Source organism: Nocardioides piscis, from assembly GCF_011300215.1.
GTDB classification, from domain to species: Bacteria; Actinomycetota; Actinomycetes; order Propionibacteriales; family Nocardioidaceae; genus Nocardioides; species Nocardioides piscis.
Genome location: NZ_CP049866.1, coordinates 3,095,803 through 3,108,367 on the forward strand (window position 1 = coordinate 3,095,803; position 12,565 = coordinate 3,108,367).

Genomic DNA, 12,565 nt, shown 5'->3' on the forward strand with positions numbered 1-12,565 from the left:
CCTCCTCTTCCCCGGCGATGAGCGCTTCGGCGATCCGCGCCGCATTCTCCACCGCCATCATCAACACCAACGTCCCCCGCAGCTGCGCCAGCGGGGCCCACTCGACCAGCGAGTCGGGATGCCCGGGAGGCAGGTGCCCCGACAACACGGTGAACTCGTGGGCCACGCCGCGATGCGTGACCGGGATGCCGGCGCGAGCGGGAACGGAGATGGAGGAGGACAGACCGGGGACCACGGTGACAGGAACCCCGGCGGCACGGCAGGCGATGACCTCCTCGAAGCCTCGACCGAAGACGAAGCTGTCACCTCCCTTGAACCGGACGACCCGCTTGCCCTCCAGGGCGCGGGCCACGATGACCTCGTTGATGAAGTCCTGGGAGGCATAACGGCCGCGGGGCAGCTTCGCGACATCGATCAGCTCGACGTGGGCCGGGAGCTCGTCGAGCAGCTCGCGAGGGGCGAGCCGGTCGGCGACCACGACATCGGCTGAGGCCAAGGCGTGACGCGCACCCACGGTGGCGAGCTCGGGGTCACCGGGGCCGCCGCCGACCAGGACGACGCCTGGGCTGACGTCGTGTGCGTCGCTGGCGGTGATCAGCCCGTCCCGCAGCGCCGTCACGATGTCGTCGCGCAGCGCGGCAGACCTGCGCGGTTCCCGGTTGCCGAGCACGCCCACCGTCACGCTGCCGTGCCGCCCGGTGGCCGGCGTCCACGCGGTGCCTCGGCTGCCGTCGTCGCTGCGGACGCAGAAGATCCGGCGGGCCTCGGCAGCCTGGGTGATGCGCTCGTTGACCGCGGGGTCATCGGTCGCAGCCACGACATACCAGGCACCGTCCAGGTCACTGTCGATGAACTCCCGCAGGCTCAAGGTCACCTCGGACGCCATCCCTTCCAGAGCAGGCGTGACCTCAGGACTCACGATGTGGACCCGGGCTCCTGCCGCGATCAGGGCCGGCACCCGGCGCTGCGCGACGTGCCCGCCGCCGACCACGACGACGAGGCGGTCGGTGAGGATGAGTCCCGAGAGATAAGGGCTGGGGTGCTCCATGTCCACCATTGTCCCGCCGTCCTCGTTCCGCCTCCTCAAGCGTCCGCGGCTTGCCCGTCGCCCATCAGCCTTCTACGTTGCCTGCTATGAGCATCGAGCGACCGATCGCCCCCAACCCCTACGACTACCTGCCGCCGACGGCGAGCTTCAGGGTCACCAGTGAGGACGTGGTCGACGGCCAGCCCCTCAAGGACGACCAGGTCGCCGACAAGGGCAACACGTCGCCCCAGCTGAGCTGGGAGGGAGCTCCCGAGGGCACGAAGTCCTTCGTGGTGACCTGCTTCGACCCCGACGCCCCCACGCCGTGCGGCTTCTGGCACTGGAGCCTGGTGGACATCCCCGCAGACGTCACATCCCTCGAGACGGGTGCCGCCTCCGGCGACCTCCCCGGCACCGCCTTCCACGTCCGCAACGACGGCGGGCAGGCGGGCTTCATGGGTGCGGCTCCCCCCCAGGGAGACCACCCCCATCGCTACTTCTTCGTGGTGCACGCGGTCAAGGAGGAGTCACTCGGTGTCGATGCCGATGCCTCCAACGCGGTCGTGTCCTTCAACCTCGCCTTCAAGACCCTCGGGCGAGCGATCCTGCACGGGACCTACCAGCACTGAGTCGTCTCAAGACTCGCCGACCGCGGTCTAGCCGCGGCTCTTCGGCTATTTTTGCCATTCCGTGACATTTGTTACCGTTCTGTGGCACTCTCGTGGTCAGTCCAGGAAGGCAACGTCGAGCATGAGTCGACGTGCCAGCTTGGGCGGACATAGCGAGCAGTTTCTCTGAAACCGAGATTTCAGGCAGATCCTATGACTACTGTCCGGTAAACGTTCCTCTGCTCCACCCTTTTGGACGCCCACGGAGGGCGACCGGCTACTCGGACCGAGTCATCGCACAGTCGGCCGGGACCGCACTCAGATCCCAGCCCAACACCCCCCAGCACCCTTTTGTGGAGTTCCTGTGAAGTTTGTTCGTACCCTCCTCATGCTCGCGCTCGCGACCATCGCGGGCACGACCAGCCTCGTCGGCACCCCGGCGCATGCCGACCTGTCCCGCGTGCCGACCACTGTCGTCGACGTGGTGGCACGCAGTGGGCCCGCGTTCGAGGCCCAGGTCATGGTGGAGATCAACCGAGCTCGAGTGGCAGCCGGCCAGCCCCCTGTGCGGTTCTTCGACTCCTGCGTCGAGCGCATGGCCACCTCGTGGGGCAACCGGATCGCCCGCACCGGTGAGCTCGCCCACCGCGACCAGCGTCGGGTCCTCGGCCGGTGCGACCAGTCCTGGGCTGGCGAGAACCTCATCCGCAGCGAGGGGCTCGACGCCCGAACGATCGTCCGGGCGTGGCTCGACTCACCCGCCCACCGCGCGGTGCTGCTCAAGCGGCGCGCGACACTGGCCGGAGTCGCTGTCGTTCTCGACGGTCAGGGCCGTCAGGTCGGCGTGCTCAACCTTGCCGACGCCAACTGACTCGTCCCTTCCTCACACGGGGTGGGCGATGACCACGACGTTGCTCTCGTAGGACACCCCGTTCCAGTCCTCGCACGTCACCAGGACGAGCCGCCCCCGGACCCGCTGGCTGAACAGTCGCTCGGCTGACGCCGCGATGCGGGACTTGACGAAGACCTCGACCCTGCTGACCCGATAGGCGATCGACCCCGCCTCGGTCGTGACCGTGACCGACTGACCTTGCCGCAACGTCTCGAGGTGGTCCAGGGCTCCCCCTCCCGCGTGCACCGTGTGCCCGGTGACCAAGGCGCTCCCCCGGCGGGCGCCGGGCACTGCACCCTCGGCCCACCAGCCGAGGACCTGAGGGTCGTCAGGCGGAACCAGCGTGCTTGCTTCGAGCTCGATGGGAATCACCTCGACATCGATTCCCAGCGCGTCGACCTCCACCCGTCGGGGGGGTGCCGCGGCCTGGTGCCGTCGGGGCTCGGGGATCGGGATGGTTGCCGGACGCACAGGTCCGAGCACCGGTCGAGCCGGAGCCGGTGGCACCACCTCCGGCCGGGATGGGGCCCTGCTGACCTGCGACTGCGGCTGCGGGGGTCCAGGACGTAGTCGAGGACCAGCACCCCCGCGCACACCGCGAGGCCGGCCGCGGCGAGCCCAAGGCTCCCGCGGCCGGCCCGTCGTGCGCGGTGGCTAGTCACCTCCCCTGACGCGTCGCGTTGCCACCGAGGCGAACCCGAGCAGCAACGCGAGCAGTCCGGTGCCCGCTGCCCATGCCAGGCGCGTGTCAGCCTGGGTGGCAACCGGCGTTCCGGCCATGCCGGCAGCCACCGACGTGGGCACAGGAGCTGCAGCCGGAGCCACGGCCTGTGCGCCGAGCACCTCAGGGGCCGGGGCCGACTCGACCTCGTTGGCGGGCTTCGCCTTGTTCGGCTTGTCCGGCTGGGACGCCTGCTCCCCCAGGACCTCGTTCTCCACCACCAGCGGCGGCGGAGGCGGAGGCGGCGGAGGCGGCGGAGGCGGCGGAGGAGGCGGCGGCGGCGGCGGTGGCGGCGGCGGCGGAGGTGGCGGCGGAGGTGGCGGCGGAGGCGGCGGCGGAGGCGGCGGAGGCGGAGGCGGAGGTGGCGGCGGCGCCGGGCACGCCGGAGCTCCTACCGAGGGTTCGTCCGTCTGGCCGGCGCCCCGAGTGGGAGATTCGGCGATCACGAGCGAGCGCCCCTGCGCATCCGCGAACTCATACCCGACGAGCTGTGCCGCTGTCTTTCCGGCGGAGCCGGGAATCGCGGTGACCGCGACCTCGATCGGGTTCTGACCGGTCTGGAGGATCTCGCCCTCACCGGGTGTGGTGACGTACTTGCAGACGAAGACCTTCTCCGTTGCATCCGCTACCGCGGACACTCCGAAGACCCCCGTCATCGATGCCACCGCCGCGACCGAGAGGGCAACAACGCCGCGCTTGGCATTCATGTTCGTGGCCTTTCCAGCAGGCCATCAGTAGCAGTCGAGAACGGCCTTGCCGCCATGCCGAAGGACTCAGTCGCTGGGACCGGTTGTCCGGACGTACGGTCTGCCTTCCTCGAGCGAGGCTGAGCGAGTGATCGCATCAGCTTCTCCTCTCCCCGGCGTCGTTGCCGGAGCTCTCGAGTTGCGCGTCACGAATGTGACTACTCCATCGAGTGAACGCCTCAACCGACCAAGAAGCCACGAATGTGCTCGGTGGTCCAGACAGCAGCGCCCGAAGGCGGACAGAAGCGCCACCCGGAGGGGTGTCGCATCCATCCGAACGGGTGGTCTAGTCCCCCGTTGCGGCCGGCCCGGGAGTCGGAGCAATGTGGCCGACGACCCGCATTCTCGGACAGAGGGAGAAACTCCATGAAGCTTCGCGCGCCCACCTATGCCGAGGTCGCATCGACCTTGGCGCTGACGCTTGCGCTTGGCACCGGTGGTGCCTATGCCGCCGCACAGATCACGTCCTTGGACATCGCCAAGAACGCCGTCACGACCAAGCACATCAAGAACGGGACGGTCAAGGAGAAGGACCTGAACAAGGCGGTCAAGACCAAGCTCAACGCGTCGAGCACCGGCGTGGCCGGCCCGGCGGGACCCAAGGGGGCGACCGGTGCCACCGGGCCGGCCGGAGCGCAGGGCCCACGCGGCTTCAGCGCCTGGGACGCGATCCCCAGTGGGGTGACGGTCAAGGGCCAGGAATACATGGACATCGACGGCGCCGCACCCATCAACGTGACCATGCCTGCCGCGGCCCCCGCACCGTTGAGCAACGCGACCATCAACATGGCGGCCGACGGATCCGCCAGCACCGTGGACGACGACGCGACCTGCACCGGCAGCTACGCCAATCCGACGGCCCCCGCTGGGAAGGTGTGCGTTTACCACGACGGCTTCGGCCTCGGGACGCGACCAACGTCCAGGGGCTCGCGTGGTCCAACTCAAACCTGCGGACCCGAGGGTTCTACGTCAACATCTTGGGCGGCACTGCAGGCAACTACTACTTCACCTGGGCCTACACCGCCCCGTGACGCTCTACTCATGAGCTCGGCGCGTCGACCCGGCCCGCGGCCGGGTCGACGCCCGAGTCGCTCTCAGGACCGCGAAGACGGCACGCGCGGCGGGAATCCCCAGCGACTCGCAGGGCGTCGCGCCGCCTCCCTGAGGGCCTCTGCCTCCGCGTCGATCCGCTCGATGATCAGCACCGCGCGGTCGTCCTGCCCGCGCGGGATGTGGCGCAGGATCCGTTCGGGAGCGCCCACGAAGCCCGGCTCCACCGCCTCCTTGGCAGCACCCATCAGCCACTCGATGCCTGCGTCGACGTCGCGGCCTCGGGCCTCTACGACCCCGTCGGTGTAGAACATCAGCGCCTCGCCCGGCGCCAGCTGCCCGGTGCTGCACTCGAAGTCGGCGTCCTCGACCACACCCAGGGCCATCCCGCGTGCGCGGTCCAGGACCCACTCCTGTTCGCGCGGCCGCCAGTGCAGCGCCGGCGGGTGGCCGGCGCTCGTGACCACGAAGTCTCCACTGCGAAGGTCGAGCAGCAGGTGTACGGCGGTGGCGAACGACTCCTCGGAGTTCTGCCGCAGCAAGAAGGCGTTGGCCGCTCCCATCAGCTCCTGCGGCGGCATGGCCCCGATGAGGCCACCGAGCGCGCCGGCGAACTGGAGTGCCTGCGGACCGACTGCGACGCCCTTCCCGCACACGTCGACCAGGACCATCTCCAGATGCCTGCCGTCGCTGTGGTCGGCGACCAGGAAGTCGCCCGCGTAGCGAGCGCCGTGCGCGGTGAGCATGGTCGACTGGGAGCGCCAGCCCTCGGGCAGCTCCGGGATCACGCCTTGCGCCTGCAGCCGGTCACGCAGGTTGGCGAGGAGCTGCTCGCTGAGCGCCACCGGCAGGCCCGACCGGTGCCCCCGGGACTGGTGGATGACCAGCCCCATCGACAGGACCAGCATGATGATCGCGGCGATGCGTGTTCCGTTCAGCTCGCCCGCGTGGTCGCTGGTCAGGACAGCCGCCAACCAGATCACGATGGAGAGCAGCGCCAACGGCGCGAACCTCAGCACCAGCACCCCGAGGATGAGCCACACGAACCAGACCGCGAAGGGCATCATGTTGGTCGTCCACGCGACCGCGAAGCACGCCGCGACGCCGACCAGGAAGACGCCCAGGACATAGGCCTGGCTGCCGTGTGACCCTGTTCTCCAGCTGGCGACGCGCGCGTCGACATAGGCGGACATGGCTGTCCACACCCGCGTCAGTCCACTCGCCACCTCGCGAGCCTAGGGCGCGATCTCGTCCGGCGAAGCGGAATGCACGGAACCGTGGCGGCCCTGTCCCGATCACTGCCGGTTAGGGTCACGCCCATGCCGACCGACGAGATCCCGGACATCCTCGGCGAGCCCTACACCCAGCTGACCATCGAGCTCCCGGACGACAGCGAGGGCGCAGTGGTGACCACGCTGGTCCACCGACCGTCCCCCAGCCCGTCCGGTCGCGCTGTCATCCACGTCCATGGGTTTGCCGACTACTTCTTCCACACCGAGTATGCCGAGTGGTGGACCGAGCGGGGCTACGACTTCTACGCCGTCGACCTGCGCAAGTACGGCCGATCGCTGCGTGAGCACCAGACCCCCAACTTCATCGAGGACCTCTCGCACTACTTCGAGGACCTCGACGCCGTGTGGGACGTCGTCACCGGACGGCACGACTCCGTGGTGGCCACCGCCCACTCGACGGGAGCACTGGTGCTGTCCCTGTGGCTGCATGACCGGCGGCCCGCCCAGCTCGCCGGGGTGTTCCTCAACTCGCCCTGGCTCGACATGCAGGGCTCTGCCTGGCTGCGCTCGCTGCCCGGCAAGGCGGCCTTGGACCGGATCGGTGCCAGGCAGCCACGACTGGTGATCCCGCGCACCGTGACCGGCGTCTATGGCAGATCGCTCCACCGCGACCACCAGGGCGAGTTCGACTACGACCTCACCTGGAAGCCGCTCCAGTCGTTTCCCCTCCATGTCGGCTGGTTGCGTGCCATCAGGCGCGGGCACGCACAGCTGCACCGCGGCCTCGACCTTCCCGCCCCGGTCCTGGTCCTGTCATCGGTGCGGTCGTCCTCCCCCACCGAGCTCGGCGAGGACGCACACACCACAGACATCGTGCTCGACGTGCGACAGATCCGGCGCTGGGCGTCGTCGCTCGGTCCCCATGTCACGAGCGTCGCGGTCGCGGATGCCCGCCATGACGTCGTCCTGTCGCGGCCGCACGTGCGGGTGCAGGTCTACGCCGAGCTCGAGCGGTGGCTCTCCTCCTACGTCGAGGGCGGCTGAGGCGCTCGAGTCGTCGATCAGGTCAGCAGGATGACCAGCGCGACGAGCGCCACGACGACGATGACGGCGCGCAGGACGGCCGGCGGCAGCCGACGGCCGATCGAGGCGCCCAGCAGGCCGCCCACCACGGCCCCGACGGCGATCAGGGCCACGATCTGCCAGTCGACCTCGGCGACGAGCACGAACAGCACACCCGCCACCCCGTTGACGAGGGCAGCAAGGACGTTCTTGAGGCCGTTGAGGCGCTGCAGGGTCTCGTCGACCCCGATCCCCAGCACCGCCATCATGAGCACGCCCTGGGCTGCGCCGAAGTAGCCGCCGTACACACCGCAGCCGAACATCAGCGGCCACACCCACCACGCCCCGCGTGCGGGCAGTCCCCCGACGGCCGCATGCCTGCGGGCGACCCACGCGGAGATCCGCGGACCGGCGACGACGAGGACGAGCGCGAGCCCGATCAGGACCGGGACGACGACCTCGAAGGCATCGGGTCGCCAGAGCAGGAGGACGCCACCGACCACGCCCCCCAGCAGCGAAGCGCTGGCGAGTCGCAGCAACCGGGATCGTTGCCCGGCCAGCTCTCGCCGATAGCCGACTGCGCCGGCGACGGAGCCGGGGACCAACCCGATGGTGTTGGACACGTTGGCCGTCACGGGAGGCACGCCGAACGCCAGCAGGGTCGGGAACGTGATCAACGTTCCCGACCCCACCACGGTGTTGATGGTGCCGGCGGCCACGCCCGCGAGGGCGATCAGCCCGGCTTCGAGCGGGCTCACGCCGTCGGAGGCTCCTGGGCGGCGTCAGCGGGCGCAGGGTCAACGGCCGGGGGCGCCGCAGGTGCGGAAGAGGTGGGCGCGCGGCTTGCGGACTCGGCCGCGGCGATGGCTTCCTCGACGACCTTCTTGGTGGAGCCTGCACCCGACGACTGGGGCAGCTGAGGCTCCGTCGGGCCCATGTCCACGCGGGTGCGTGGCGAGGCGTCCTTGGGGATCCCCGCGATCTCGTGGATCGATGAGCCGAGGCCCTCCATCGCCTTGGTGATCTCGGAGGGGATGACCCACACCTTGTTGGCGCTGCCCTCGGCGATCTTCGGCATCATCTGGAGGTATTGGTAGGCCAGCAACGACTGGTCGGGCTGGCCGTCGTGGATCGCCTGGAACACCGTCTGGATGGCCTGCCCTTCACCCTGGGCGCGCAGGATGGATGCTTCGCGGTCGGCCTGGGCGCGGAGGATCTGCGACTCCCGGTCACCCTCGGCGTTGAGGATCTGCGACTGCTTCGACCCCTCAGCAGTCAGGATCGCAGCCTGGCGCTGGCCCTCGGCGGTGAGGATGACGGCACGCTTCTCGCGGTCGGCGCGCATCTGCTTCTCCATCGAGTCCTTGATGGAGGGCGGCGGGTCGATGCCCTTGAGCTCGACCCGGTTCACCCGGATGCCCCACTTGCCGGTCGCCTCGTCGAGGACACCACGCAGTCCGGAGTTGATCTGGTCGCGGCTGGTCAGCGTCTCCTCGAGGTCCATGCCGCCGACGATGTTGCGCAGCGTGGTCATCGTGAGCTGCTCGATCGCCTGGATGTAGTTGGCGATCTCGTAGGTCGCGGCCACCGGGTCGGTCACCTGGAAGTAGATGACGGTGTCGATCGAGACGACCAGGTTGTCCTCGGTGATCACCGGCTGCGGCGGGAAGCTCACGACCTGCTCGCGCAGGTCGATCAGGTAGCGCAACCGATCGATGAACGGCATCAGGATGTTGAGTCCGGCGGGCAGGGTGCCCTTGTACTTGCCGAAGCGCTCGACGATGCCGGCGCGTGCCTGTGGCACGATCCGCACCGTCTTGGCGAGCACGACGATGACGAACACGACCAGCAGCGCGAGCAGGGTCAGTGCGATCTCCATGGATGCTTCCTTCGAGAGATGTCGGGTGGGTCAGGACTCGAGCCGGGCGACCGGGTGGACGACGGCGGTGGCACCGCGGATCTCCAGCACCTCGACGGTCTCCCCCGCCGGGATGCTGATGGTGTCGTCATAGGGCTCGGCGGTCCAGAACTCCCCCGCAAGCTTGATCCGACCGGCCGAGAGCCCCGAGATGTCCTCGGTGACGACCCCCTGCCTGCCGACCAGCTTGCCGTGACCGAGCGACAGCTCGGGACCCCCGTGAAGACGCTTGACCATCGTCGGCCGCACCGCCGCGAGCGCAGCCAGCGAGGCTGCGGAGGCGGCGAGGATCTGGACGGCGATGTGCAGGTCGAGGATGGCCGCGACCATGCCGACCAGGGCTCCGGCGGCGAGCATGATCAGGATGAGGTCGAGACTGAACATCTCGGCCACGCCCAGCACGATCGCCACCCCCAGCCAGGCCTCCCAGGCATGTCTTGCGATCCAGTCCATGACTCGACCCTATCGGGTCAGCGGGAGGCGTGACGCGTACGGCGACGGGCCGCGAACCGACCCTCGGCGTGGGTGAGCTGCATGGGCATCGAGAAGGTCTCCGAGAGCGCCTCGGCGGTGACGACGTGCTCGAGCAGGCCCGAGGCGACGACACGACCCTGCCGCAGGAGGAGCGCGTGCGTGAAGCCCGGCGGGATCTCCTCGACGTGGTGCGAGACCAGGACGGTGGCGGGTGAGTCGGCGTCGAGCGCCAGCACGGAGAGCGTCGAGACGAGGTCCTCGCGTCCCCCGAGGTCGAGACCGGCCGCCGGCTCGTCGAGCAGGAGCATCTCCGGGTCGGTCATGAGCGCTCGGGCGATCTGGACGCGCTTGCGCTCACCCTCGCTCAGGGTGCCGAACGTGCGCTCCGCGAGGTGGAGTGCTCCGACCTCACGCAGCAGCAGCGCAGCGCGGTCGTGGTCGAGCTCGTCATACACCTCGCGCCAGCGGCCGAGCACGCCGTAGGAGGCGGAGACGACCACGTCCTTGACGAGCTCGCCGCGCGGGATGCGCTCTGCCAGGGCTGCGCTGGTGAGGCCGATCCGGGGCCGCAGGTCGAACACGTCGACGGTGCCGAGCACCTCGCCCAGGATGCCGGCGACGCCACCGGTCGGATGGATCTGGGCCGCTGCAACCTGGAGCAACGTGGTCTTTCCTGCGCCGTTCGGGCCGAGGACGACCCAGCGTTCGTCCTCCTCGACGGTCCAGCTGACCTCGTCCAACAAGGTCGCGCCACCACGACGGACCGTGAGGTCGGCGAACTCGATCACGGCGGACATGCGGCCACCCTAGCGATCGCGCGTCATCAGTGGCCGGGCGACGTATCCTCACCCGACGTGTCCCTCCATCTGCCCCTCTCGGCTCGCCTCGCCTGGTGGACGACCGCCTGGCTCCGGGGGACGGAGGTGACCGACCACGTCCTCGACGCGGTCACCGACGGCGACCTCCTCCACCTGGTGGACGGCCCGGCAGGCCGCGTACCGATGCTCGAGCTCCTGCGCGAGGCCCGGAGCTCCGGCGCCACCGGCGCCGGCCTCGCGCTCCCCGTGGAGGGGGACCTGCTCGGGCTGGGAGGTCCCCGGGCCCTTAACGAGGCCGCTCTGGAGGTCGGTGAGGCGGTCGTGCTCGGCTCCCTCGCCGCCGTCCCCGAGGTGGTGGGTGAGGTCGTCCTGTGGCGAGTCCTGCCGGCCTCACCGCGCCAGCTGCCAGACGTCGGTGAGGCAGACCGTGCACTTCGCGCCGCGCTGGTCGACGCCGCCAACGCGCTGGCCGGCCTCGACGTCGCCCGCTGGCGCCCTGAGGCGGCCGACCTGCTGATGAACCTGCGCCACCGGCCCGCCATGGTGGCTCCGGCCGGTACCCCTGCCCGGTGCGCCGATCTCGCTGCCCGGAGCCTGCAGGGTTGGGCGCTCGTCGACGTGGCTCTCCAGGATGACGGGGGCGCCGTGTCGGCATCCGAGATCGAGGCTCGCCGCGACGCGCTGCGCCCCCTGGAACGCGCATCCCGGCGAGCCCTGGTCGCCGCGTGCTCGCCCGAGGTGTGGCCGCCGGAGTGACAGCGGCTCACATGGCACTAGCCTCGACCTCGCCATGGACGAAGAGCCCAAGACCCTCCTGATCACCATCACGGGCAAGGACCGCCCCGGTGTGACCGCAGCGATCTTTGCGACCCTGGCTGCCGCCGGTGTCGAGGTGCTCGACATCGAGCAGATCGTGCTGCGTCGGCGTCTCGTGCTGGGCGTGCTCGTCGCAGCCCCGCGGGACTGGAAGCGGCTGCGGACGGCGGTGGAGCAGACTGCTGCCGGGCTCGACATGCAGGTCGAGGTCGAACGTGGACAGGGTGACAACAAGCCGCGCCGCTTCGGCCGGTCCCACGTCACCGTCATCGGCGCCCCGCTCAAGGCGTCGGCCATGTCCGCCATCGCTGGGCGGATCGCCGACGCAGGCGCCAACATCGACCGGATGGAGCGGATGGCGCGCTATCCGGTGACGGCGATCGACCTGGCGATCTCCGGGGTGGAGCCCGAGGTGCTGCGGCCGCTGCTCGCGGCGGAGGCCGCCAGCCAGGGTCTCGACATCGCCGTACAACCTGCCAACCTGCTGCGCCGTTCGATGCGACTGATCGTGATGGATGTCGATTCCACGCTGATCCAGGGCGAGGTGATCGAGATGCTGGCCGCCCACGCCGGCTGCGAGCGCGAGGTCGCCGAGGTGACCGAACGGGCGATGGCGGGCGAGCTCGACTTCGAGGAGTCGCTCCGTTCACGCGTCGCCCTGCTCGAGGGCGTTCCGGCGTCGGCCATCGACGAGGTGTACGACGCCATCGAGCTCGCGCCCGGCGCGCGCACCCTGGTCCGTGTCCTGCGCCGGCTGGGCTATCGCTTCGCGATCGTGTCGGGTGGCTTCAGCCAGATCACCGATCGTCTCGCGGCGGAGCTGGGGATCCACTACTCACGCGCCAACGAGCTGGAGATCGTCGACGGGGTGCTCACCGGGCGCGTCGTCGGCGAGGTGGTCGACCGCGCTGGGAAGGCCCGGGCACTGCGCGAGTTCGCGGCCGACATCGGCGTCCCCGTCGAGGCGACCATCGCAATCGGCGACGGCGCCAACGACCTCGACATGCTCAACGCGGCCGGCCTGGGTATCGCCTACAACGCCAAGCCCCTCGTGCGCAGCGCCGCGGACGCCTCGGTCAACGTGCCCTACCTCGACACGATCCTCTACGTCCTGGGCATCACGCGCGAGGAGATCGAAGCCGCCGACGCAGAGGCCGGCATCGTGACGCCGGCTCCCCCGGTCTGACGGTCACCGACCCGC

At 69.7% G+C, this 12,565-nt stretch carries 13 protein-coding genes and 1 pseudogene; 5 read left to right on the forward strand and 9 right to left on the reverse strand.

Annotation, left to right across the window (positions count from 1 at the left end):
• Nucleotides 1-58 precede the first annotated feature (58 nt).
• Nucleotides 59-1,057, reverse strand: a pseudogene (locus G7071_RS15175) (siroheme synthase family protein); the annotation flags it as partial.
• Nucleotides 1,058-1,134: 77 nt separating this feature from the next.
• Here G7071_RS15175 and G7071_RS15180 point away from each other — a divergent pair.
• Nucleotides 1,135-1,656 (forward strand): YbhB/YbcL family Raf kinase inhibitor-like protein, encoded by a 522-nt coding sequence (locus G7071_RS15180; protein ID WP_166320115.1) that lies wholly within the window; start codon nt 1,135-1,137, stop codon nt 1,654-1,656.
• A 367-nt stretch (nt 1,657-2,023) separates the two neighbouring features.
• Nucleotides 2,024-2,506 (forward strand): CAP domain-containing protein, encoded by a 483-nt coding sequence (locus G7071_RS15185; RefSeq protein WP_166320117.1) that lies wholly within the window; start codon nt 2,024-2,026, stop codon nt 2,504-2,506.
• A gap of 12 nt (nt 2,507-2,518) precedes the next feature.
• On the opposite strand, the gene G7071_RS15190 is transcribed toward G7071_RS15185, so the two are convergent.
• From G7071_RS15190 to G7071_RS15205, 4 genes are all read right to left on the reverse strand, one after another.
• A complete protein-coding gene (locus tag G7071_RS15190; protein WP_246210057.1) occupies nt 2,519-3,010 on the reverse strand; it encodes a class F sortase in 492 nt (163 codons plus the stop codon).
• Nucleotides 3,011-3,181: 171 nt separating this feature from the next.
• Nucleotides 3,182-3,955 carry a hypothetical protein gene (locus G7071_RS18770; RefSeq protein ID WP_206062825.1) on the reverse strand — a complete coding sequence of 258 codons (774 nt, stop codon included), beginning with the start codon at nt 3,953-3,955 and terminating at the stop codon, nt 3,182-3,184.
• Between the two features lie 482 nt (nt 3,956-4,437).
• Nucleotides 4,438-4,830, reverse strand: coding sequence for a hypothetical protein (locus G7071_RS15200; protein WP_166320119.1), 393 nt, complete (start codon nt 4,828-4,830; stop codon nt 4,438-4,440).
• Between the two features lie 258 nt (nt 4,831-5,088).
• On the reverse strand, nt 5,089-6,270 hold the full coding sequence (locus G7071_RS15205; RefSeq protein ID WP_166320121.1) for a PP2C family protein-serine/threonine phosphatase: 1,182 nt from the start codon (nt 6,268-6,270) through the stop codon (nt 5,089-5,091).
• 93 nt (nt 6,271-6,363) lie between these two features.
• On the opposite strand from G7071_RS15205, the gene G7071_RS15210 reads away from it, so the two are divergent.
• Nucleotides 6,364-7,320, forward strand: a complete 957-nt coding sequence (locus tag G7071_RS15210) for an alpha/beta hydrolase (RefSeq protein WP_166320123.1) — start codon at nt 6,364-6,366, stop codon at nt 7,318-7,320.
• Nucleotides 7,321-7,337: 17 nt separating this feature from the next.
• Here the strand turns inward: G7071_RS15210 and G7071_RS15215 are convergent, their stop codons facing one another.
• From G7071_RS15215 to G7071_RS15230, 4 genes are read right to left on the reverse strand one after another with little or no spacing between them, the layout of a single operon-like run.
• On the reverse strand, nt 7,338-8,096 hold the full coding sequence (locus tag G7071_RS15215) for a sulfite exporter TauE/SafE family protein (protein ID WP_166320125.1): 759 nt from the start codon (nt 8,094-8,096) through the stop codon (nt 7,338-7,340).
• Nucleotides 8,093-9,217 carry an SPFH domain-containing protein gene (locus G7071_RS15220; protein WP_166320127.1) on the reverse strand — a complete coding sequence of 375 codons (1,125 nt, stop codon included), beginning with the start codon at nt 9,215-9,217 and terminating at the stop codon, nt 8,093-8,095. Before G7071_RS15220 ends, G7071_RS15215 begins: the two co-directional genes overlap by 4 nt.
• Before the next feature lie 30 nt (nt 9,218-9,247).
• Nucleotides 9,248-9,709 (reverse strand): NfeD family protein, encoded by a 462-nt coding sequence (locus G7071_RS15225; RefSeq protein ID WP_166320129.1) that lies wholly within the window; start codon nt 9,707-9,709, stop codon nt 9,248-9,250.
• A 17-nt stretch (nt 9,710-9,726) separates the two neighbouring features.
• Nucleotides 9,727-10,527 carry an ABC transporter ATP-binding protein gene (locus G7071_RS15230; RefSeq protein ID WP_166320131.1) on the reverse strand — a complete coding sequence of 267 codons (801 nt, stop codon included), beginning with the start codon at nt 10,525-10,527 and terminating at the stop codon, nt 9,727-9,729.
• 57 nt (nt 10,528-10,584) lie between these two features.
• Between G7071_RS15230 and G7071_RS15235 the strand changes: the two genes are divergently transcribed.
• Both G7071_RS15235 and serB read left to right on the forward strand, forming a co-directional pair.
• Nucleotides 10,585-11,304, forward strand: coding sequence for a hypothetical protein (locus tag G7071_RS15235; protein ID WP_166320133.1), 720 nt, complete (start codon nt 10,585-10,587; stop codon nt 11,302-11,304).
• A 34-nt stretch (nt 11,305-11,338) separates the two neighbouring features.
• A complete protein-coding gene (gene serB, locus G7071_RS15240) occupies nt 11,339-12,550 on the forward strand; it encodes a phosphoserine phosphatase SerB (RefSeq protein WP_166320135.1) in 1,212 nt (403 codons plus the stop codon).
• The last annotated feature ends 15 nt before the right edge of the window (nt 12,551-12,565 follow it).